The 21,805-nt window shown below is 71.6% G+C and carries 22 protein-coding genes; 11 read left to right on the forward strand and 11 right to left on the reverse strand.

The annotated features are described in order from the left end of the window. Positions 1-44: 44 nt before the first annotated feature. The 3 genes from ASF58_RS07010 (at position 45) to ASF58_RS07020 (ending at position 3,419) form a co-directional block, all read left to right on the forward strand. Positions 45-518, forward strand: a complete 474-nt coding sequence (locus ASF58_RS07010) for a rhodanese-like domain-containing protein (RefSeq protein ID WP_082512884.1) — start codon at positions 45-47, stop codon at positions 516-518. 103 nt (positions 519-621) lie between these two features. Continuing rightward, positions 622-1,731 carry a hypothetical protein gene (locus tag ASF58_RS07015; RefSeq protein WP_055949525.1) on the forward strand — a complete coding sequence of 370 codons (1,110 nt, stop codon included), beginning with the start codon at positions 622-624 and terminating at the stop codon, positions 1,729-1,731. Beyond that, entirely contained in the window at positions 1,728-3,419 is a 1,692-nt protein-coding gene (locus ASF58_RS07020; protein ID WP_055949528.1) for a DUF2336 domain-containing protein, read from the forward strand. The genes ASF58_RS07015 and ASF58_RS07020 overlap by 4 nt, the downstream gene beginning before the upstream one ends. A 7-nt stretch (positions 3,420-3,426) precedes the next feature. Here ASF58_RS07020 and ASF58_RS07025 read toward each other — a convergent pair whose 3' ends face one another. Further along, positions 3,427-4,197 carry an NAD kinase gene (locus ASF58_RS07025; RefSeq protein ID WP_055949532.1) on the reverse strand — a complete coding sequence of 257 codons (771 nt, stop codon included), beginning with the start codon at positions 4,195-4,197 and terminating at the stop codon, positions 3,427-3,429. 160 nt (positions 4,198-4,357) lie between these two features. Here ASF58_RS07025 and cutA point away from each other — a divergent pair, with 160 nt between their 5' ends. Next, positions 4,358-4,690 carry a divalent-cation tolerance protein CutA gene (cutA, locus tag ASF58_RS07030; protein ID WP_055949535.1) on the forward strand — a complete coding sequence of 111 codons (333 nt, stop codon included), beginning with the start codon at positions 4,358-4,360 and terminating at the stop codon, positions 4,688-4,690. On the opposite strand, the gene ASF58_RS07035 is transcribed toward cutA, so the two are convergent. The 9 genes from ASF58_RS07035 to croR all read right to left on the reverse strand — a co-directional run bounded on the left by ASF58_RS07035 (position 4,669) and on the right by croR (position 13,952). Next, positions 4,669-5,799, reverse strand: a complete 1,131-nt coding sequence (locus ASF58_RS07035) for a glycosyltransferase family 2 protein (RefSeq protein WP_055949538.1) — start codon at positions 5,797-5,799, stop codon at positions 4,669-4,671. The genes cutA and ASF58_RS07035 overlap by 22 nt on opposite strands. After that, positions 5,799-6,551 carry a lysophospholipid acyltransferase family protein gene (locus ASF58_RS07040; RefSeq protein WP_055949541.1) on the reverse strand — a complete coding sequence of 251 codons (753 nt, stop codon included), beginning with the start codon at positions 6,549-6,551 and terminating at the stop codon, positions 5,799-5,801. The genes ASF58_RS07035 and ASF58_RS07040 overlap by 1 nt, the downstream gene beginning before the upstream one ends. A 59-nt stretch (positions 6,552-6,610) precedes the next feature. Next, entirely contained in the window at positions 6,611-8,152 is a 1,542-nt protein-coding gene (crtI, locus tag ASF58_RS07045) for a phytoene desaturase family protein (RefSeq protein ID WP_055949544.1), read from the reverse strand. A 123-nt stretch (positions 8,153-8,275) separates the two neighbouring features. Further along, positions 8,276-9,469 (reverse strand): ABC transporter permease, encoded by a 1,194-nt coding sequence (locus tag ASF58_RS07050; protein WP_055949546.1) that lies wholly within the window; start codon positions 9,467-9,469, stop codon positions 8,276-8,278. Continuing rightward, positions 9,466-10,452, reverse strand: a complete 987-nt coding sequence (locus tag ASF58_RS07055) for an ABC transporter ATP-binding protein (protein ID WP_055949548.1) — start codon at positions 10,450-10,452, stop codon at positions 9,466-9,468. Before ASF58_RS07055 ends, ASF58_RS07050 begins: the two co-directional genes overlap by 4 nt. Before the next feature lie 7 nt (positions 10,453-10,459). Then, positions 10,460-10,882, reverse strand: a complete 423-nt coding sequence (locus tag ASF58_RS07060) for a DUF2141 domain-containing protein (protein WP_055949606.1) — start codon at positions 10,880-10,882, stop codon at positions 10,460-10,462. A gap of 5 nt (positions 10,883-10,887) precedes the next feature. Beyond that, entirely contained in the window at positions 10,888-12,468 is a 1,581-nt protein-coding gene (gene crtI, locus ASF58_RS07065; protein ID WP_055949551.1) for a phytoene desaturase family protein, read from the reverse strand. Between the two features lie 169 nt (positions 12,469-12,637). After that, positions 12,638-13,390: an RNA methyltransferase gene (locus tag ASF58_RS07070; RefSeq protein ID WP_055949609.1), complete on the reverse strand. Its 753-nt coding sequence runs from the start codon at positions 13,388-13,390 to the stop codon at positions 12,638-12,640. 82 nt (positions 13,391-13,472) lie between these two features. Then, positions 13,473-13,952 carry a 3-hydroxybutyryl-CoA dehydratase gene (gene croR / locus ASF58_RS07075; protein WP_055949554.1) on the reverse strand — a complete coding sequence of 160 codons (480 nt, stop codon included), beginning with the start codon at positions 13,950-13,952 and terminating at the stop codon, positions 13,473-13,475. Positions 13,953-14,186: 234 nt separating this feature from the next. On the opposite strand from croR, the gene ASF58_RS07080 reads away from it, so the two are divergent. Genes ASF58_RS07080 through ASF58_RS07090 form a run of 3 tightly spaced genes read left to right on the forward strand, consistent with a single transcriptional unit; the run spans position 14,187 to position 15,950 of the window. After that, positions 14,187-14,807: a cation transporter gene (locus ASF58_RS07080; RefSeq protein WP_055949612.1), complete on the forward strand. Its 621-nt coding sequence runs from the start codon at positions 14,187-14,189 to the stop codon at positions 14,805-14,807. Positions 14,808-14,826: 19 nt separating this feature from the next. Further along, positions 14,827-15,672: a metallophosphoesterase gene (locus ASF58_RS07085; RefSeq protein ID WP_055949558.1), complete on the forward strand. Its 846-nt coding sequence runs from the start codon at positions 14,827-14,829 to the stop codon at positions 15,670-15,672. Positions 15,673-15,728: 56 nt separating this feature from the next. Further along, the gene (locus ASF58_RS07090; RefSeq protein ID WP_055949561.1) at positions 15,729-15,950 is read left to right on the forward strand and encodes a hypothetical protein; all 222 of its coding nucleotides are present in this window, start codon (positions 15,729-15,731) and stop codon (positions 15,948-15,950) included. 33 nt (positions 15,951-15,983) lie between these two features. Here the strand turns inward: ASF58_RS07090 and ASF58_RS07095 are convergent, their stop codons facing one another. Beyond that, positions 15,984-16,361, reverse strand: a complete 378-nt coding sequence (locus ASF58_RS07095; RefSeq protein WP_055949565.1) for a 4a-hydroxytetrahydrobiopterin dehydratase — start codon at positions 16,359-16,361, stop codon at positions 15,984-15,986. A gap of 282 nt (positions 16,362-16,643) precedes the next feature. Here ASF58_RS07095 and ASF58_RS07100 point away from each other — a divergent pair, with 282 nt between their 5' ends. The 4 genes from ASF58_RS07100 to xoxF1 all read left to right on the forward strand — a co-directional run bounded on the left by ASF58_RS07100 (position 16,644) and on the right by xoxF1 (position 21,750). Beyond that, the gene (locus tag ASF58_RS07100; protein ID WP_055949568.1) at positions 16,644-17,636 is read left to right on the forward strand and encodes an ABC transporter substrate-binding protein; all 993 of its coding nucleotides are present in this window, start codon (positions 16,644-16,646) and stop codon (positions 17,634-17,636) included. 44 nt (positions 17,637-17,680) lie between these two features. Next, positions 17,681-18,418: an ABC transporter permease subunit gene (locus ASF58_RS07105; protein WP_055949571.1), complete on the forward strand. Its 738-nt coding sequence runs from the start codon at positions 17,681-17,683 to the stop codon at positions 18,416-18,418. Next, entirely contained in the window at positions 18,399-19,175 is a 777-nt protein-coding gene (locus ASF58_RS07110) for an ATP-binding cassette domain-containing protein (RefSeq protein WP_055949574.1), read from the forward strand. The genes ASF58_RS07105 and ASF58_RS07110 overlap by 20 nt, the downstream gene beginning before the upstream one ends. A gap of 772 nt (positions 19,176-19,947) precedes the next feature. Further along, on the forward strand, positions 19,948-21,750 hold the full coding sequence (gene xoxF1, locus ASF58_RS07115) for a lanthanide-dependent methanol dehydrogenase XoxF1 (protein ID WP_055949576.1): 1,803 nt from the start codon (positions 19,948-19,950) through the stop codon (positions 21,748-21,750). Positions 21,751-21,805 lie beyond the last annotated feature (55 nt).

Genomic DNA, 21,805 nt, shown 5'->3' on the forward strand with positions numbered 1-21,805 from the left:
GCGCCCGCTGGTAGGTCTGCCGTCCCCTGCGATGGAGACCGACGATGAGCCCCGTGACCGCCATTCCCGCCTGCCCACCCGCGATCGCGCGGGCTCACTTCCGGCGTCGCCTGGAACTGGAGACCGATTGCGCCGACGTGGCGGCCGCCCTGGGCGCCGGACCGCCCGACTTCGTGCTGCTGCACGCCGTCGGGTCGGCGGCGGCGTTCCGGCGCCGGCACATCCCGGGCGCCGTGCACCTGCCGCACCACCTGATCACGGCCGAGCGCCTCGCCGCCTGGCCCGCCGCTACGCTGTTCGTGGTCTACTGCGCCGGCCCCCATTGCAACGGGGCCGACCGGGCCGCCCTGCGGCTCGCCGAGCTCGGCCGGCCGGTCAAGCTCATGCTCGGCGTGCTGACCGGCTGGGCCGACGAGGGGTTGGCTTTCGCGGGCGACCTGGATTCCACGAGCGACTTGGATTCCACGAGCGACTTGGCCTTCCCGCGTGAAGACCAGTCCGGCGGGGACCATTCCTGAAATCGGCCATCGTTCGCGAGGCCAGTGTTCAATCTTCCTTTACCATAGGCAGAACAAAGTTGCCGTCGGGGCGGCGCCTGGGTCCGCCCCCAGCCGGACGGCCATGTTCCTCTTCACCACGCCCCCCGCCACTGCCCGCGATCCCGGCGCCAGCCGGGACCTGGGCACGCGCGACGGCGCCGCCGGGCGCACGGGCGCGTCGAGCGGGGTCATCGAGGCGATCCGCGACGGGGCGCAGACCTCCGGCGCGGGCTTCGACTATCTCCTGGCCACGGCCCAGCGCGAATCCGCCCTCGACCCCTCCGCCAAGGCCGGCACCTCCTCGGCCACCGGCCTGTTCCAGTTCATCGAGCAGACCTGGCTCGGCACCCTGAAGACCGCCGGTCCCCGCCTCGGCCTCGGGACCTACGCGGACGCGATCACCCGGAGCGCCGACGGCACCTACGCGGTGAGCGATCCGGCGGCCAAGCAGACCATCCTCGACCTGCGCCGCGATCCGCGGATCGCCGCCACCCTGGCGGGCGCCCTGACCGAGCAGAACCGGGAAGCGCTGAGCGGCGCCCTCGGGCGCGAGCCCACCGGCGGCGATCTCTACGCCGCCCACGTCCTCGGCGCCCGCGGAGCCGCCGCCCTCATCGCCACCGCGCAGGCGAGCCCGGCCCGGGCCGCCGCCCTCGACATGCCGGAGGCGGCCGCCGCCAATCGCGGCCTGTTCTACGACAAGACCGGGCGCCCGCGCGGCGCGGCCGAACTCTACGCCCACCTCGCCGCGGCCCGCACCGGCCCGGCGCCGGCCACGCCCGCCGCCACGATCACCCTGCCCGAGGGCACCACCGCCTACGCCTCCCTCAACGAGGGCGGCCTGCGCTCGATGTTCCAGACGGATCCGCGCCAGCAGGGCGGCGTCTCGGCCGGAGTCGCCCGCCTCTGGCAGGGGCGCAGCGCCGGAACCGATGCGAGCCGGACGGAGCCGGCCCGCGCGGCGCCGACCTACTTCCCGCGCTCGGACGGCACCGAGAGCGTGACCGGCAGCGCGCCCGCCGCCACCGTCGCACCGGCGACCGCTGCGAACCCCGTGCCGGCCGCCGCGACGGCCCTGGTCGGAGCCCCGCTGCCGCCCCGCCGTCCGGCGGAGTTCGGCGCTTCCAGTCAGGCGGCCCGCCCCGGCGCCCCCCTCGACCTGTCCCTCTTCACGATCCGGAGCGGCTCATGATCATCCGCCAGTTCCTCGCCTGGACGCAGCACACTTCCGCGGCGCGACGGGCGGAGGCCGCGGGTGCCCTGGCCCGCGCCTACCTCTATGACGGCCTCGGCGAGGATATCGCCTGGGAGGCGGAGGCCGCCCTCCTCGCCCTCCTGGACGATCCCTCGAGCCTGGTGCGCCGGGCCCTGGCGGAGGCCTGCGCCGCCTGCGCGAACGCCCCGCGTCCCCTGATCGTGGCGCTGGCGGGCGACCAGGCCGAGATCGCCACCCTGGTGCTGGCCCGCTCGCCCGTGCTGAGCGACGCCGACCTCGTCGACGGCGTCGCCATCGGGTGCCTCGCCGCCCGCCGCGCCATCGCGAGCCGGATCGACCTGTCGCCGGCCGTCGCCGGGGCGCTCGCCGAGATCGCGGAGCCCGAGGCCCTGGTCGTGCTCGCCCGGAACCGCAGCGCCCACATCACCACCGGCAGCCTGATGCGGATGGTGGAGCGCCACGGCGACGTGGCCGCCCTGCGCGAGGCGATCCTGGCCCGGCCCTACCTGCCCCTCGAGGTGCGCCAGAGCGTGACCACGCGCCTCGCCGAATCGCTCTCCGCCTTCGCGGTCTCCTCCGGCTGGCTCACCCCGGCCCGCAGCGCGCGCGCCAGCCGCGAGGCGCAGGAGCGCACGACCCTGGCCTTCTGCGCCGAGGCCCATCCCGTCGACCTCGCCCGGTTGGTCGCCCACCTGAAGGCCTGCGGCCAGCTCAATGCCGGCCTGCTGCTGCGGGCGATCCTGTCCGGCAACATGGCCTTCGCCGAGATGGCCCTGGCCGATCTCGCCGGCCTGCCCGTCCGCCGGGTGGCCGGCCTGATGCACGATGCCTCGACCGCCGCCTTCGCGGCCCTGCACCGCAAGGCCGGCCTGCCGCCGGTGCTGCTGCCGGCCTTCAGCGCCGCGCTGTCGGCCTGGCGCGAGGCCGGGGCGGGCACCATCGCCAGCGCCGGGGCGGGCCTGTCGCGCCTGATGATCGAGCGGGCGCTGACCGCCTGCGAGACGATGCCCTTCGCGGAGGCCCAGAGCGTCATGGCGCTGCTGTCCCGCTTCGAGGCCGAGGCCGCCCGCGACGAGGCCCGGGTGCTCGCCCGCGAACTCGCCGCCGAGGCCGAGCGCAGCGAGATCCTGCGGATCGAGCGCGAGATCCTCGACGCCGAGTGGCGCGAGGCCCAGCGCCAAGTCCTCGCAGACTGGGACGCGCCGCAGGCCCTCGAGGCAGCCCCCGCCGCCGCCCCAGAACCGGTCGCCGAGATCGTCGCCGCGGCGGCGCCGGAGGCTTTGCAAGCGACCTCGGAAGTGACTTCGGAAGCGACTTCGGAAGAAACCCTGGAAGTGACCCCGGACGCGTCCGCTCCGGTGGCCGTCGACCCCGCTGCGGAAGCCCTGCCCATCGTGACGAATCGGCCGGCCTCGGGGGATTCGGAGGTCGCCGCGGTCGCGGAGATCCTGGCCGTGGTGCCGGCCGAGGCTTCGACGGAGGTCGTGACGGCGCGCACCGATCCGGTGGGCCTGATCCTCGACGGACTCTCCGACGCGCTGCTGGCCGAGTTCGAGGGCAGCCGCGCCCGGAGCCGTGCCCTCGCCACCGAGGTCGTGCTCGACGCGATCCCCGAGGCGCTGATCGCGCGCTACCGTGAGGACCGGGCGCGCCTCGCCGCCTGAGGGGCGCTCAGCCGAACTGCTCGCGCAGGATGCGCTCGTCGAGGCTGTGACCGGGATCGTGCAGCAGGGTCAGGTTGGTGGCGTGGTCGAGCCAGGTCTCCACCGTGCAGACCCGCCGGAACTCGGTATGGTCGGCCACCGCCGCCACCGGCCGGTGCTCGGCGTCCAGCACCTCGATGAGGATGCGGGCGTAGTCCGGCAGCAGGGCCCCGTGCCAGCGCCGGGGCCGGAAGGCCGAGATCGGCGTCAGGGCCAGGAGCCGGGCGTTGAGGGGCAGGATCGGGCCGCCCACCGACAGGTTGTAGGCGGTGGACCCGGCCGGGGTCGCCGCGAGCACGCCGTCGGCGATGAGCTCCGGCAGGCGGACATGGCCGTCGATCGAGATACGCAGCTTGGCGGTCTGGTGCGTCTGGCGCAGCATGTAGACCTCGTTCAGGGCGCGGGCCTGGTGCCGGCGCCCCTCCGTGTCCACGGCCTCCATCATCAGCGGGTGGATGATGCTGCGCTTGGTGTTCTCCAGGCGCTCGATCAGCCCGTCCTCGCGGAACTCGTTCATGAGGAAGCCGACCGTGCCGCGGTTCATGCCGTAGATCGGCGTGCCGGCATGCATGAAGCGGTGCAGGGTCTGGAGCATCAGCCCGTCGCCGCCCAGCGCCACCACCACGTCGGCCTCGTCGGGCGGCACGTGGTCGTAGCGCCGCATCAGGGTCGCGGCCGCCTGGCGGGCGTCCTCCGTGGGACTCGCGACGAAGGCAAGCCGTTCGAAACGCCGGGCCATGGGCTCACATCCGTCCTGTCGACCACCTTGCCGACCACCTTGCCGACCACCTTGCCGACGCGGAGCGTTCGCGCCAGCGTCTCGATTCCAGCCCTGCCGGCATCCCCGCCGGCCCGCTCCCGCCGGTGGAGCGGCAGAGCCCTGGTCGGAGACCCATAGCATGGAGCGGCCGCTTCTCGTCTACACCACCTTCCCGGATGCCGGCACCGCCCTGAAAGTCGGAGAGGCGCTGGTGCGGCTGCGCCTCGCGGCCTGCGTCAACGTCCTGCCGGGAATGCTCTCGGTCTACGCCTGGAAGGGCGCGGTGGAGCAGGGCTCGGAGGTCGTCGCGATCCTGAAGAGCCGCGAGAGCCTCGCCGACGCCCTCGGCGCCGCCCTGAAGGCCCGCCACCCCTACGCGACGCCGATCATCCTGCACCTGCCGGTGGCGGGGGCCGACCCCGACACCGCGGCCTGGATCGCGGCGGAGACTCAAGGGCCGCCGATCGGGTAGCTCCGGCCCTTCCACAGGGGCGTGCCGCTGCCCTTGCGCCGCAGGAGGGCGGTCCACTGGATCGCCAGGGCGACCAGCACCGTCGCCGGGTGGAGCAGAACCGTCCCCAGGGGCTCGCGGGTGATCAGGGTGATCGCCGCCCGGGTCGCCAGGGAGACGAGGACGGCGGCGAAGGCCAGGAACGCGGCGTGGCCGGATCCGAGGCCGACCAGGGCCGCCAGGAGGAGAAGCCAGGGCAGGACGTGCCCCCCGACCAGGAGCAGGGTCCAGACGGGCAGGGCCCGCGGGGTCGCCATGCCCTCGTGGGCGTTCTTCGAGAAGCCGGCCCAGCTCTGCGCGAAGCCGCGATACATCCGGCAGGTCGCCAGGGCGTGCCCGGCCACGAGGTCGGTGCGGTAGCCGGCCTGGCGGAAGCGGCGCGGCAGCACGACGCCGTCGTGCAGGCTGGTGCGCACGGCGCCGTGCCCGCCGGTGGCCGCGTAGGCCTCGCGTCCGACGAGGACGAGCTGGCCGCAGGCGGCGCCGAGGCTGGGGCGCGGGGAGGCCCGCATCATCGCCATCGGCAGGTAGCCGAGGAGCAGGAAGTTGATCATCGGCACCGTCAGGCGCTCGCCCAGCGAGCCCATGCGCTGGCGCGGCACGCCGCTGACCAGGGCGCTCTCGGTCCGGCGCGCATGGGCGGCGAGCGCCGCCGCCGCGGCGGGCGCCAGGCTGACATCGGCGTCGACGAAGAGGAGATGCGTTCCTGTCGCGGCCTCGGCCAGCCGCGCACAGGCGTGGTTCTTGCCCGTCCAGCCCTCGGGCAGGGGCGGGATCGGGACGAGGCGCAGGCGCGGGTCCTCGGCAGCGATGGCGGCCACGATAGCGGCGGTGTCGTCGGTGGAATGGTCGTCGCCGACGAGCACCTCCAGGGCGACGCCGGCGCTCGACAGGGCGGCCCGCACGGTGGTGGCGATCACCGCAGCCTCGTTGCGGGCCGGGATCAGCACCGAGACCCGGGCCCGGACGTCGAGGTCCGGCTCGGGGGTGCGCAGGATCGAGAGGTTCACCCAGGCGACGAGGGCGGGCAGCAGCGCACAGGCCAGGGCCAGGATCGCGAGACCGAGCATCACGGAACCGGATCTCCCTTCTGGCGGTGGGCCGGCTCGAAGCGCCGCCCCGTGACGACGGCCCCGAGGCGCCGCCAGAGATCGTAGATCCCGCCGATCCCCTTGGCACCGGATGCGAGCGGCGTGAAGCGGTCGGCCGCGCGCGCGATTACGTCGAGACTGAGCCGGTCGAGGGTGGCGGTCAGGTCCGCCTCCATCCGGGCGAGGCGCTCGGCCCGGGGCAGGGCCAGCAGCTCGGCGCCGGAGATCGGCGCTCCGAAGGCCGCGAAGGCCTCGCCGCCGCGCTCCTCCCAGAAGGCGTATTCGAGAGCCAGCGGCACGAACAGCGCGTCGGGCGCGATCTCGGGCAGCCGGCCGACGCCGGCGCGCAGGCCCAGCGGCCGGGCGCGAACGTCCTGGAAGCGACCCTGGGCGGTGATCCAGATCATCCGGTTCGGCGCCCCCAGGATGCGCCGCGTCGCCCTGAGGAACTGGGCCGCGCCGCGGGCCGAATCGAGGTCCACCGCGAAGGCCCCCATCCGGGCGAAGACCGCGTACTTCTCCAGCATCCGCGCGTCGAAGGGCGCGTAGCTTTCGCGGCGCGGAAACAGCCGTCCGGCCAGGAGGATGACCACGGCGGCGTCCCACCAGGCCGGATGGTTGCAGTAGACCACCACGGGACCGGGATGGTCGGCGCAGGCCGGCACGCCCCAGCGGGCGAGCCGCAGGGCGTTGAGGTGGCGTCGGACGTAGCGGTCGAAGTACCCGACCATGAACCGCCACAGGGCGGGCGATCGGGCGGGGCCGTCCTCGCGGGACACGCGGCGGGCCTTCAGGCGCTGGCGCGCGCCTCCCCGCCGACACCGGCGCTCCGCGCATCGGTGTCGAGGGCATCCGCCGCGATCCAGCCCGACATCATCACCATCGGCATGCCGGGACCCGGATGGGCCGCGCCGCCGGCGAGGTAGAGGCCGCGCACCTGCCGCGAGCGGTTGCCCGGCTTGAACGCGCCCATGAACTTGCCGTGGGAGGCAAGGCCGTAGATCGCGCCGTTGAGCACCTTGTAGCGCTCGTGGATGTCCTGCGGGGTGAGGTGGCGCTCGACGACGATGCGCTCCTCCAGGTCGGGCATGTTGGCCGTGCGCTTGAGCTTGTCGAGGATGACCTGCCGGTAGGCCGGGAACATCTTCGACCAGTCGTGGTGCGGGCGCAGGTACGGGGTGTGAACCAGGACGTAGAGGGCCTCGCCGCCCTCGGGCGCCACCGACGGGTCGGTGGAGGAGGGGGCCGCCAGGTAGGCGGTCGGGTCCGGGGCCGGCTCGCCCTTGTGGTAGATGTAGTCGAATTCCTCCTCCGGGTTGCGGGAGAAGACGAAGTCGTGGTGGTTCAGGTGCTCGTAGCGCTTGTTCAGCCCGAGATAGAGCACCACGCCGGAGCAGGCCGGCTCGAAGCTCTTCTTCTCGTAGGACTTGCCGACGTCGCCCCCGACGAGCTCGCGGTAGGTGCGCACCGAATCCATGTTCGAGATCACGGCGTCGAACGGGGTGACGCCGGAGGCGGTCCGCACGCCCTTGACCGCCCCCTTCTCGATGGCGAGGCCGGTGACCTCGTCGCCCGGCCGCAGGGTGGCGCCGAGTTCTCCGGCGAGCTTCGTCAGGGCCTCGGCCACCGCGCGGGTGCCGCCCATCGGATACCAGACCCCCTCCGCCGTCTGCATGTGCGCGATGGCGCAGAGCACGGCCGGAGCGCCGTAGGGCGAGGAGCCGACATATTGCACGAAGTGGTCGAGCATCTGCGCGAGCCGCGCATCCTTCACCTTCGAGCGGATGGTGCCGGCCACCGACGAGCCCATGCGCAGGGACAGCACGTCCCGCAGGGTGCCGGGATTCATGTTGGCGCGGAGGTTGATCGTGTCGAACAGGTCCTCGACCGGCTTCCAGAAGAAGAACTTGTTCGAGACGTCGTGCAGGTGCTCGGAGATCTCGAGGAACTTCTTGTAGCCTTCGCCGGCACCGGTGTTGGGCGCGAAGCGCTCCATGTCGGCGGCCATGGTGGGCACGTCGGCCATCAGGTCGAGATGGGTGTTGTCGTCGAAGAAGCAGCGCCATTGCGGATCGAGGCGGCGCAGGTCCAGGTAGTCGTGGATGTTGCGCCCGGCCTCCTGGAAGATCCGCTCCAGCACCTTCGGCACGGTGAGGATGGTCGGCCCCATGTCGAAGCGGAAGCCGCCCTCGTGCAGGACCGCGGCCTTGCCGCCGAGCCAGTCGTTCTTGTCGTAGAGCGTGACGTTGTGGCCGCGCGCGGCGCTCACGCAGGCAGCCGCCAAGCCGCCCAACCCTGCGCCGACGACGGCGACCGAAGACCCAGCCCGCATGTTCGTGTCACTCCCCGGGCCGGTCCAAAAGCCCATCCCTGCCATGAAGCTAGACCGGATGGCCGCGCGGTCAACGCGCTAACCGGTCGCGGCACGGACCAACGCCGTCTTTGCCGTCCCGTCCTAGGTCGTCCGCCGCGACACCAGCCCCAGCGCGACCCCCAACCCCAGCGCCGCGACGGCGGCCATCACGCCCCAGGCGGGGAAGGCGGCGGCCCAGCCCTCGCTGAGGGCGTTCTGGTAGGCCTCGATCGCCCAGGCGTTGGGCGTGAGCCAGCCGGCTTCCTGCAGCCAGGGCGGCATCAGGAAGCGGGGCACCATGCTGCCGCCCACCGCCGACAGCAGGAGGACGCCGAAGGTGGCGGCCAGGTGCGCCTGCTGCCGGGTCGCGGAGGCCGCGCAGGCGGCCAGGGCGAGGCCGGCGGCCATTGCCGAGACCAGGAGGGAGGTCACCAGCCAGGCGCCCGCATGGGGCAGGATGTCGACCCCGTGCAGGAGGGCGGCGGCCGCGAAGATCAGTCCGGCCTGGACGAGGCCCTGGCCCACCAGGAACAGGAACTTGCCCAGTACCACCACGGCGAGGCCGCCGGGCCCCGCCATCAGCCGGTCGGCGAGGCCGGACTGGCGCTCGTCGACGAGGGAGAGGGCCCCCTGCATGGCGGCGAAGAGCAGGAACACCGCCGTGATCGCCCCGGCATAGTAGCTCACACGGTCGTTGGTGGCGCCCGAGGCGGTGCTGCGCCGCTCCACCAGGGAGGCGAAGGCGAAGGGCTCCTTGCGGGCGCGCTGCTCGGCGAAGGCCTGGTTGAGGAAGGCGCGCTCATCCGGACCGATCTTGCCCGAGCGCTCCACGTCGGCGACGATCCGGGCCAGGACCACGTCGGGCAGCGCCTCGTTGAGGACGCGCTGGAGCTGGCCGAGGGCGATCGGGGTCGCCAGGGCCTTGGCGGGATTCTCGATCAGCACCACGGGCTGGTCGGCGCGGGTGGAGCCGGCGTCGAGGTCGCCGCGCAGCACCAGGGCGACGTCGACCTCGCCGCGGCGCACCGCCGCGACGGCGCCGTCGAGGTCGGTGGCGGCGAGGGGCCCGACCCGGAGGGACGGGTCCGCCTCCAGGGCCTGCATCAGGCGCTGCGTCGTCGGCGTCCGGGCCAGGTCGAGGAGGCCGAGATGGATGCGGATGCGGTCGCCCAGCGCCCCGGAGAAGATCGCGGCGAAGATCACGAAGATCACCGTGGGCAGCACGAAGGCCATGACCAGGGCGGCCCGGTCGCGCACCAGGCCGAGCAGCATCACGCGGAAGGCGGCCGAGATCATGCGGTGGTCCCCCGTTCAGCGACCCCGTCCTCGGCCGGCGTCGCCGATCCCGCCACGGCATCGCGGTACACCGCCTCCAGCCCGGGCGCGCGGATGCGGATCTCGGCGATGGGCACGCCCGCGTGCCGGAGGTCCGCCAGCAGGTCGGCCCCGTCGCGGGGCGTCCCGCTCAGGTGGCGCGCCCGCCAGGTCGAGCCGGTGTCGACGGGCACGAAGCCCGCCCGGCGCAGGACCGCCTCCGCCGCCCCATCGGCGGGAGCGACGAGGGCGGCCTCGTGCTCGGGGGCATCGGCGCGGATGCGGGCGAGGAGCTCGGACAGGCGGCCGTCGGTGATGATCCGCCCCTGCGCCAGGATGGCGACCCGGTCGGCGAGGCGCTCGGCCTCGGCGAAATCGTGGGTGGCGACCAGGAGGGCGGTGCCGGCCTCGCGCAGGCGCCCGAGCACCGCGTGGATCGCCGCCCGGGCGTGCAGGTCGACCCCCTGGGTCGGCTCGTCGAGGAGGACGAGGCGGGGCCGCGCCATCAGGCTGGCGGCGATGTTGACCCGGCGCTGGTAGCCGCCCGAGAGCAGCCCCACCGGGCGCCGGGCGACCTCCCCGAGGGCGCAGAGCGCGAGGCCCGTCGCCACGGCCTCCGCCCGCGCCCGCCGGGGAATGCCGGCGAGCTGGGCGAAGACGGACAGGTTTTCGGCCACCGAGAGGCGGGGATAGAGGGCGATCTCCTGGGGCACCCAGCCGATCGCCCGGCGCGCCGCCGGCGTCCGATGGGGGTCGTCGCCGGCCACGCGGACGCTGCCGGCGCTGGGGGCGAGCCGGCCCGCGATGAGGCGCATCAGCGAGGTCTTGCCGGCGCCGTTGGGGCCGAGGAGCGCGAGGGTCTCGCCGGCGCCGAGGGCGAGGTCGACGCCCTCCAGCACCCGGGTGCCGCGATAGGCGAGGGTGGCGCCGGCCACCCGCAGGAGCGGCTCGGTACGGAGGCTCACGCGGCGCTCAGCGGGGCGGCAGCGCGCGCGACAGGCGAACCCGCACGCCGACCCCGGGCTCGCGCACGACGAAGCGCGCGCGCGCGAAATCCGGGCGGGCGGAGCGGGCGGATTCACCGGAGAAGCCGTAGGGCTCGAGGGGCAGGCCGAGGCCGGTCCGGTCGAGGCGGCCGTTGCGGTTGGTGTCCTGGTAGGCCACCGCCGCGTAGATGCCGGGCGTCACGTTCGAGAAGACGAAGCGCTGGGCGGCGGCCCGGGGCTCGGCCTGCTGCCCCGTCCGGCAATCGGCCTCCGACAGGCCGTCCTGGCACAGGGCGACGGAGAGCAGGCCCCCGGGCTCGATGCCCTCGACCTCCACCGCCACGGAGGCGGCGCGGGCCGCGCCCGAAACCAGGAGAAGGGCGCAGAGGCCGGCCAGGGGCCGCGACAGCCCCCTCAAGTGGCGTCGCCCGAGGCGGCCAGGGGCGCGGTGGCCGGGATGCCGGCGCTGGCGGCCCCGACGCGCCCCGCAGAGAGCTCCTCGATGAGGAGGCGGGCGGTGATGCGCGCACCCTCGTAGATCACCGGCAGGCCGGAGCCCGGATGGGTGCCGCCGCCGACGAGGTAGAGACCCGGCCCGAAGCGGTTGTGCGGGCGGAAGTAGAGCATCTGCATCAGGTCGTGGGCGAGGTTGAAGGTGGCGCCCTCGTGCACGAAGAAATCGTCGCGCCACTCGGTCGGGTCGACGATGCGCTCGTAGCGGATGCGCGACTCGATATCGCCGAGGCCGAGCAGTTTCAGGCGGTCGAGCACGAGGCGGCGATAGGTCTCCCGCAGGCCCTTCCAGTCGATGCCCGCCTTCAGGTTCGGCACCGGCACCAGCACGTAGAGGCTGGTCTGGCCGGGCGGCGCCATGCCGCCGTCGGTGAAGCCCGCATGCTGCACGTAGAGCGAGGGCTGCATCGACAGGATGCCGTCGGTGATCTCCCGGATGTTGCGGGCGTAATCCTCCGACAGCAGGATGGTGTGGTGGCCGAGGGCCTCCGGCATCGGCCCATCAAGGCCGAGGTAGAGCATGAAGGTCGAGCAGGAGAGGCGCGCCTTCTCGATCTTGGCGTCGCGCCAGCGCGGCCGGTGCTGCTGCGGCACGAGGTCTTGGATGACCTTGGCGAAGTCGCCGTTGATGACGACCGCGTCGGCCTGCAAGGTCTCGCCGTTGCAGACGACCCCGCTGGCGCGCTTGCCCTCGAACAGCACCCGCTCGACGCCCGCCCCGAGGCGGACATCCACGCCCATCCGGCGGGCAAGGCCCGCCATCGCCTCCGAGACGGCGCCGCAGCCGCCGACCGGGTGGTAGACGCCGTGCTCGTACTCGAGGAACGACAGGATGGTGAACAGGCTCGGGCACCGGAACGGCGACATGCCGAGGTACTTGGTCTGGAACGCGAAGGCGAGGCGGACCCGCGGGTCCTTGAAGTAGCGCCGCAGATCCTTGTCGACGCTGCGCCCCGGATGGAGGTGGGGCAGGGCGGCGATCATGGCTGGGGAGGCCATGGCCCGCAGGGTGTGGAAGGCCTGCTCCAGGACGGGCTTGAAGAACTTCAGCTTGACCCGGTTGTCGGCGAAGAACTTGCGCACGTTCTTGGCGTCGTCCGGCGCGATGCGCGCCACCTCGGCCTCGAGCCGGTCCATGTCGTTCGTGGCGCGGATCTCGCCGCCCGCCTCGAACACGAGGTGGTACTGCGGATCGAGGCGCTCGAGCTTGACGTGGTCTTCCAGGCGCTCGCCGCAGGTCTCGAAGATGTCGGCGAGGATCTGCGGATAGAGGAAGAAGGTCGGCCCGATGTCGAACCGGAAGCCGCCGGGCGCCTCGACGGTCTTCGTGCGTCCGCCCACCGCCGGATCCTTCTCCAGCAACGTGACGTGGACGCCGGCGCGAGCGAGAAGAAGCGCGGTGGCGAGGCCGCCGGGACCGGCACCGACGATGATGACGCGGCGTCCGGACAAGGTCCGCAAGCCGTCCCGTGACTGCAACAACGCTCACAACTCCATCGTCTACAGGCCCACGTGCCTCATGCATGTGGCGCGTGAGCATGGTCCGTCCAGGGCTCGCGGTCTAATCTTGACCGTAGTGGTGCGGGCGGCAATGGGGGCGCAGTGTCGCGCATCCCCGGCCGATCCGGCCGCGCCGGTCCGCCATCCGCCGTCAGGCAGCCCGGGACAGGTGGTGCAGCGCGATGGCGCCGGCCGTGGCGACGTTGAGCGAATCGAACTCCGGCGCCATCGCGATGCGGACGGTGCGCAGGCGTGCCATCAAGTCCGGCGGCAGGCCCGGCCCCTCGCTCCCGAGCAGGAGCAGGGTCCGGGCGGGGGGCGTCAGGGTCCCCAGGGTCTCGGCCCCGCCGGGGCTCAGGGCCAGGGGCTCCAGGGCGTGACGCGCCGCGAAGGCCAGGAGCGCGTCGGCGTCGGCGAGCTGCAGGAAGGGGACGATCAGGGCGGCGCCCGCCGAGACGCGGATCGCCTTGCGATAGAGCGGATCGCAGGTGGCCGCATCGAGGAGCACCGCGTCGGCTCCGAAGGCGGCGGCGTTGCGGAACAGGCCGCCGACATTGTCGTGGTTGGTCAGGCCGACGAGGCCGACCACGAGGGCGGGCGCCGGGGCCGGCGGCAGGCGGGGCCGGGCGTCATCGGCGGCCTCCCCGCCGCGCAGGCCGACGCCGAGGACGCCGCGATGGATCGGGAACCCGGTGATCGCACTCATCACGGGCTTCGCCGCGGTATAGACGGGCACGCGCTCGGGCAGACGGGCCAGGGCCGCCTCCAGGCCGGCCAGGCGCTCGGGCGCCAGCAGGACCGATTCGAGGCCGAACCGGGCCCGGGCCGAGAGCATGACCCGCAGGGTCACCTCGCCCTCGACGATGAAGCGGCCGGCGCGCCCGACGAGGTCGCGCTCGCGCATCGCCGCATAGGGCGCGAGGCGCGGGTCGGCGGGATCGTCGATGGCGACCGGCGCGGGTCGGGAGTTTGCGGCCAAGGCGGCGTCAGGCGCTCGCCGGACGCCCGCCCATGCGCACCGCCAGGGGATCGGCCTCGGCCTTGGTCGGCACCTTCACCAGGGCCTCGCCGTCGAGGACGACCTCGCCGGCCACCGAGCAGGTGCATTTCAGGCGGGCGCGGCGGCGCTCCGGCACGAGCTCGGCCACCTCGACCGTGACCTCGACGGTGTCGCCGATGCGCACGGGTGCGCGGAAGTTCAGGGTCTGGCTGATGTAGACCGCGCCGGGGCCGGGCAGGCGGGTGCCGAGCACCGCCGAGATCAGGCCGGCGGTGTAGAGGCCGTGGGCGATCCGGGTGCCGAAGGGCGTGCGTGCCGCGAAGTGTTCGGACAGGTGGATCGGATTGCGGTCGCCGGTGATCTCGGCGAAGCCCACCACGTCGGAGGAGGCGATGACCTTGTTCAGCGTCTCGGACAGGCCGACTTCGAGATCTTCGAAGTACAGGACGCGCAGTTCGGGCATCATCGGCAGTTCCCCTGACTTCGGTGGGTGGCACGCAGGTCTCGTGCGGCTTGGCTTTTCGCCTCGCACAGGCAGCGGACCAAATCCAGTATGCGGCAGCCGAAAAGCATCCCGCCGGGCCTTGAGCCTCGACAGGCGCAGGCAACTCGCGCCATGGAGGCCCTTGCCGCGCGGCACGGGCGCGGGTTCGGAGACCTCACCCTGAAGACCGCACCCTCACGAGACGAGCCGACGCCCGTGTCCGCCACGCCCACCCCGTCCGCCACCCTGCGCCCGGTGGTCGCCCGCGTCGCCGGGCTGAACCTCGCGTATTTCGGCATCGAGATCACCGTCGCCCTGGCGATCGGCTCGCTGGCGCTCATCGCCGACAGCCTCGACTTCCTCGAGGACGCGGCGATCAACCTGCTGATCTTCGCCGGGATCGGCTGGAGCGTCCGCAACCGGGCCCGGCTCGGGGCCGTCCTCGCCGTCATCCTGCTCCTGCCGGCGCTCGCCACCGGCTATGCCGCCTGGATCAAGTTCGCCACGATGGCGCCGCCGGCACCGATCCCCCTGACGCTCACGGGCCTGGGGGCGCTGGCGGTCAACCTCACCTGCGCGATGATGCTGGCCCGCCACCGTTCCGGGGGCGGCAGCCTGACCCGGGCCGCCTACCTCTCCGCCCGCAACGACGCCTTCGCCAACCTGGCGATCATCGCCGCGGGCCTCGCCACCGCCCTGACCCTGTCGGCCTGGCCGGACCTCATCGCGGCGGCGGGCATCGCCGTCCTGAACGCGGATTCGGCCAGCGACATCCTGAAGGCCGCCCGCGCGGAGTGGCGCGCGGCCAAGGGCGTCTCCGAGACCCCGGTTCCCTGAGAGGCTGCGAGCCCCCCCCATGCGCCTGTTTCCCATCTCCGACCTGCACCTCGAGCGCCGGCGCCTCGACGTGATCCCGCGCCCGGCCCGGCCCTTCGACGTGCTGGTCTGCCCCGGCGACCTGCACGAGGGCCGGCCCGAACTGGGGCTCGCGGCCCTGATGACCCTGGCGCAGGGACGCCCGATCGTGCTGGTGCCGGGCAACCACGAGCACTACGCCCCCACCGGCGACCGGCGCACGGCCCCGGAGCTCCTCGCCGCCCTGGAAGCCGAGGTGCTGCGCCTGAACGGGGAGGGAGCCGACATCCACCTGCTCCAGCGCGGGGCGGCGGTCGTCCTCGACGGCGTCCGCTTCGTCGGCACGACCCTGTGGAGCGACTGGTCGCTGGCCGGCCTCTGGCTCGACGGGACCGTGGCCGACGCGCCGGAGGATCCGGTCGCCTATGCGGCCGCGCGGATGACCGATCCGGTCACCGGCTCGCGGGAATACCGGGGCTCGATCCGCAACGGCGACGGCACGGCCTGGTCGCCCGCCGACGCGATGGCGGCGCATGGGCGGGAGCGCGTCCTGCTGGCCGCCGCCCTGTCGCAGCCCCATGACGGCCCGACCGTCTGCGTCACCCATCATCCGGCGAGCCCGCGCGCGGCCGAGGCGTTCCGCCACGTGGCCGGCGTGCCCTGGTGGGTCCCGGCCTTCTACGCCACCACCGTCCTCGACGACCTGCCCGAGGCGGACCGGCCCGATCTCTGGGTCTCGGGCCACTTCCATGCGGGGCACGACCTGCGGATCGGCCGAACCCGCTGGGTGGCGAACCCGGTGGAGGGGCGGGACTTCTCCGCCGATCACATTCTCACGATCGACTGAGACCGGACGGGCGCCGGTGGCGTACCTGTCGGGCAAGGAAACGCCGGAGCTCGCCCATGAACGCCTTCATCGCCGTGGTCCTCGTCTGCGCCAACGGGATCCCGATCGAGGCCTGCACGGACGACAAGGCGAGCGAGGTCCGCAAGGTCCGCGTCGCCAACGAGCTCGGCTGCACCAACGGCTGGCAGGAGATCATCGCCCGCACCGACCTGCGGGACGAGGTCGGCAAGACGAGCTACCTCAAGACCGAGTGCCGCCGGGTGAAGCAGGCGGACTGACCCGGTGGCGACCGCTGACCCGGTGGCGACCGGCTACTTGTCGTACTTGATGTAGGCGAAGCGCGGATCGGTGGGAGTGCCCTCCAACGCACCGCCCTCCGTGCCGGGCTGCCAGCCGACCACCTCCTCGATCTTGGCGGCCAGGGCGAAATCCTTCTCGGTGATACCCTTGGCGGCGTGGTTGGTCAGCCGCACCTCGACCCAGGCGTAGGAGGCGGTGATGTCCGGGTGGTGCCAGGCGGCCTCGGCGAGGTGCCCCACCGTGTTGATCACCATCAGCGTGCCCTTCCAGCCCACCGTCTTGTAGGTGCGCCGGATCCAGCCCTCCTCCAGGCGCCAGGCCGGCAACTCGCGCGCGAGGCGCTCCGTGACGGTGGCGTCGTCGATCACGTCGTCCCGCGTGCCGGCCATGGTCTCACCCTCCCTCGAACAGGCATCGTTGCCGAATGTCTGCGCCCGGCCCCGGCGGCGCGCAAGGGATCGTGCCGGGTTCGGAAGAGATCGTGCCCGTCCCGCAAGGTCTCGCGCCCGAAGTGGAAGGGCTTGTCGCTCCGGAAGCGACCATCCGCCCGGACGACTTGCCAATTCGTCCTGTGGACGCCCTGTGCCCGACCTCCTATGAAGATTGCCAACCAGCGCCGGCCTTCACGGGACAACCCGAGCGTTCGACTTCGAATCCAGGGAGAGTCCCTCATGCTGTCACGGCGCGGATTGCTCGCGACGGCGGCACTGTTGCCCCTGCCCTGGAGCCTCGTCCGGCCCGCGCGGGCGGCCGGGCCGTCCTTCCGGGTCGGCAGCCTGCCGTTCGGCACGGTTTCGTGGGAGGCGGCGGTGATCAAGGCCCGGGGCCTCGACAGTGCCAACGGCTTCACCCTCGACGTGGTCAAGCTCGCCGGCAACGACGCGGCGCGGATCGCCTTCCTGGGGGGCCAGGTCGACACCATCGTGGGCGACCTGCTCTGGGCCGCACGGCTCGGCAACGAGGGCCGCGCGATCCGCTTCTTCCCCTACTCGACCACCGAGGGTTCGCTGATGGTGCCGGGCGACAGCCCGATCCGGACGCTGGCCGACCTCAAGGGCAAGCGCCTCGGCGTGGCCGGCGGCCCCCTCGACAAGAACTGGCTCCTGCTCAAGGCCCAGGCCCGGGACACCGTGGGCCTCGACCTCGAGACCCAGGCCACCATCGCGTTCGGCGCGCCCCCCCTCCTGGCGCTCAAGCTGGAGCAGGGCGAGCTCGATGCCGGGCTGCTGTACTGGACCTACTGTGCCCGCCTGGAGCCCAAGGGCTTCCGCCGCCTGATCGGTTCGGACGACATCATGCGCGCCTTCGGCGCCACCGGCTCGATGGCCCTGATCGGCTACCTCCTCGACGACGCCACCGTGAAGGACAAGGGCGAGGCGGTGACCGGGTTCGCCCGCGCCTCAAAGGCCGCCAAGGACATCCTCGCCACCGATCCCGCCGCCTGGGACGTGGTGCGCCCCCTGATGTCGGCCGACGACGAGGCCACCTTCCAGGCCCTGAAGCGCGACTTCCTCGCGGGCATCCCGCGCCGGCCCCTCGCCACGGAGCGCCGCGACGGCGAGACGCTGTTCACCGTGATGGCCCGGCTCGGCGGCGAGCGCCTGGTCGGCGCCGGCTCGACGCTCCCCGCGGGCCTGTACTTCGACGGCACCGGCAATGGCTGAGGCCGCTCCGCGCCCGCCCGCCGCACCGCCGACACCCTGACCCGATGGGCTTTGCCACCCGTCTCGCCTCCGTGCTGGTCCTCCTCGCGGGGTGGCAGGTCGCGGCCTCGGCCGCGGGCTCGCGGCTGCTGCCGGCCCCCCTGGCGATCCTGGACTTCATCGCGCGCGAATCCGCCACCGGCGACCTGTGGTGGAACGTCGGCATCACCCTGGCGCGGGTCGGCATCTCCTTCTTCCTGGCGATGACCCTGGGCGTGCTCCTTGGGATCGCCCTGGGGCGCTCGCGCCGGCTCAACCTCGTCCTCGACACGCCCCTCCTCATCCTCCTCAACACGCCCGCCCTGGTGATCACGGTGCTGGCCTACATCTGGGTCGGGCTGAACGAGGCGGCCGCGATCGTCGCCGTGGTCCTGAACAAGCTGCCGAACGTCGCCGTGATCCTGCGCGAGGGGGCGCGCGGCCTCGATCCGCAGCTGGAGGAGATGGCGCGCAGCTACCGCTTCGACCGGCGGACCTGGATCGCGCACGTGCTGGTGCCGCAGCTCCAGCCCTTCGCGGTGGCGGCGGCCCGCTCGGGCCTGTCGCTCGCCTGGAAGATCGTGCTGGTGATCGAGCTGCTGGGCCGGCCCAACGGCGTCGGCTTCGCGATCAACTACTACTTCGTCCAGAGCCTGAACGTGGCGGCGATCCTCGGCTACAGCATCGTGTTCATGAGCGTGATGATCGCCATCGACATCCTCATTCTCCAGCGGCTCGAAGCCTATGTCCGACGCTGGCGCTGAGGGGATGGCCATGCCCGTCTCCGACACCGCGGATGCCGCCCTGCGGGTCGAGATCCTCCGCAAGGTCTATGGCGGCGGCGGCCCGGAGCCCGTGGAGGCGGTGCGCGACCTCGCCTTCACGGTGACGGCAGGCGCCATCACCTGCCTGATCGGCCCCTCGGGGGCGGGCAAGACCACGACCCTGCGCATCCTCCTCGGCCTCGATCCCGATTATGAGGGGCGTGTCACGCCGCCGCCGGACGAAGCCGGCATCGCCATGGCGTTCCAGGAGCCGCGGCTGCTGCCCTGGCGCACCGTCGAGCAGAATGTCCGCCTCGCCCTGCCGCGTCCGGCGCGCGCGCATAACCTCGACGCCCTGTTCGAGTCCCTCGGACTGACCCCCTGGCGCGGCCGCTACCCGGGCGCCCTCTCGCTCGGCATGGCCCGGCGGGTCTCGCTCGCCCGGGCGCTCGCGCAGAAGCCGCGCATCCTCATTCTCGACGAGCCCTTCGTCTCCCTCGACGACAACGCCGCGGCGTCCCTGCGGGGTTTGGTGGTCGCGGCGGTGGAGGCCTCCGGCATGGGCGTCCTGATGGTCACCCACAACGTCGCCGAAGCCCTCGAGATCGCCGATCGCCTGCTCCTGGTCTCGGGACGGCCGGCGAGCCTCCTGGGCACGATCGCCCTCGACCGACCACGGGGCCAGCGCGACCGCGGCTGGGTGGAGGCGAACCGAGCCTCCCTCGCAGGGCGATTCCCCAGCGTCATCGCAAGCTGATTCGCCCTGGATCGGATGGCGCTCGCGCCCTCATCCGGCGATGTCCCCACTTCTCACAGAGCCTGATGCGGCGAGACCGCGCATCGGATGGGTCGGCCCCGGGGCTTTCCGGAGGCTGGATCCAGGCAACGCCCGCCACCGAACCGGCGAAGCCTTCTGAAATATAATTCTGAAAACGAATTTTATTTCTCTGAGCTGCGGGTGCGTATCGCCTCGCTTACGATCAACACCCCTTCGCCCGCATGCCGTACCCTGCCAAGCTGAGGCTACATGCACTGAATGCATGATGATGGCGCCAAGGTGTTTAAAACGCTTTGTCTTAGCAATTTGAGATATTGCATCGCACAATCTCATGTCGCGAAGCGTGAGTTTGTCCGAATGTCGCGTGAGGGCTCACGAGGACTTGTGCGAAGCCTGGAAGCGCGGGGCGCAAGCGTGTTGACGCCGCCGGAATTTTTCTTAGAGTTCATTCAAGCTTCGGTTTCGAGGGGCGCCGCAAAGGGATAGCGGCCCCTGACTACACAGACCCCGTCCCGGCCTTTCACGGTTCGGACATAAGGGTTTGGCGTCCGCTACCGAGGCGAACCTATCCCTGTCGCAAACAGTCAGATCACGGCGTGATCCTGCGGATTTTCCGCATGATGACGGCTGTAAGATCTGTCGGAGGAATCCATGAGAGCGGTACATCTTCTCGCACTCGGCGCCGGCATGGTCGCTTCGACCACGGCGTTCGCCAACGAAGACGTCCTGAAGCGCACGGCNGGAGGAATCCATGAGAGCGGTACATCTTCTCGCACTCGGCGCCGGCATGGTCGCTTCGACCACGGCGTTCGCCAACGAAGACGTCCTGAAGCGCACGGCCAACCCGGCCGAGCAGGTCCTTCAGACCGTCGACTACGCCAACACGCGCTATTCGAAGCTCGACCAGATCAACGCCAGCAACGTCAAGCAGCTCCAGGTTGCCTGGACCTTCTCGACCGGCGTGCTGCGCGGCCACGAGGGCTCCCCGCTCGTCGTCGGCAACATGATGTACGTCCACACCCCCTTCCCGAACATCGTCTACGCCCTCGACCTCGACAAGGACGGCGTGATCGTCTGGAAGTACGAGCCCAAGCAGGACCCGTCGGTCATCCCGGTGATGTGCTGTGACACGGTCAACCGTGGTCTCGCCTACGCCGATGGCGCCATCATCCTGCACCAGGCCGACACCACGGTCGTTTCGCTCGACGCCAAGTCCGGCAAGGTGAACTGGTCCGTCGTCAACGGCGACCCCAAGAAGGGTGAGACCAACACCGCCACCGTTCTGCCGGTGAAGGACAAGATCATCGTCGGCATCTCCGGCGGCGAGTTCGGCGTGCAGTGCCACGTCACCGCCTACGACGCCAAGTCGGGCAAGAAGGTGTGGCGCGGCTACTCCGTCGGCACCGACGCCGACATGATCATGGATGGCGAGAAGACCACGTCGCTCGGCAAGCCGGTCGGCAAGGACTCCTCGCTGAAGACCTGGGAAGGCGATCAGTGGAAGACCGGCGGCGGCTGCACCTGGGGCTGGTTCTCCTACGATCCCAAGCTCGACCTGATGTACTACGGCTCGGGCAACCCCTCGACCTGGAACCCCAAGCAGCGTCCGGGCGACAACAAGTGGTCCATGACCATCTGGGCGCGTAACCCCGACACGGGCGCCGCCAAGTGGGTCTACCAGATGACCCCGCACGACGAGTGGGACTACGACGGCATCAACGAGATGATCCTCACGGATCAGAAGGTTGACGGCAAGGAGCGTCCGCTCCTGACCCACTTCGACCGTAACGGCTTCGGCTACACCCTCGATCGCGCCACCGGCGAGCTCCTGGTCGCCGAGAAGTTCGATCCGGTCGTGAACTGGGCCTCGAAGGTCGACATGGACAAGGGCTCCAAGACCTACGGTCGCCCGCTCGTCCAGGCCAAGTACTCCACCGAGCAGAACGGTGAAGATACCAACTCCAAGGGTATCTGCCCCGCCGCTCTCGGCACCAAGGACCAGCAGCCTGCGGCCTACTCGCCGAAGACCAACCTGTTCTACGTGCCCACCAACCACGTCTGCATGGACTACGAGCCGTTCCGGGTCTCCTACACCCCGGGTCAGCCCTAYGTCGGCGCGACGCTGGCCATGTACCCGGCCCCCAACAGCCACGGCGGCATGGGTAACTTCATCGCCTGGGACGGTGTGAACGGTAAGATCAAGTGGTCGAACCAGGAGCAGTTCTCGGTGTGGTCGGGCGCTCTCGCCACTGCCGGTGACGTGGTGTTCTACGGCACCCTGGAAGGCTACCTGAAGGCTGTCGACTCCAAGACGGGTAAGGAACTCTACAAGTTCAAGACCCCGTCGGGCATCATCGGCAACGTGATGACCTACAGCCACAAGGGCAAGCAGTTCGTCGGCATCCTGTCGGGTGTCGGTGGCTGGGCTGGCATCGGCCTCGCGGCCGGCCTGACCGACCCGAACGCCGGTCTCGGCGCGGTGGGTGGCTACGCCGCTCTGTCGAACTACACCAACCTTGGTGGTCAGCTGACCGTCTTCTCGCTGCCGAACTAATCGGTCGCACGTTACGGTAAGGCCAGGGGTGCCGGCGCGGGTTTCCGCGCCGGCA

Source organism: Methylobacterium sp. Leaf125, from assembly GCF_001423085.1.
GTDB lineage: Bacteria > Pseudomonadota > Alphaproteobacteria > Rhizobiales > Beijerinckiaceae > Methylobacterium.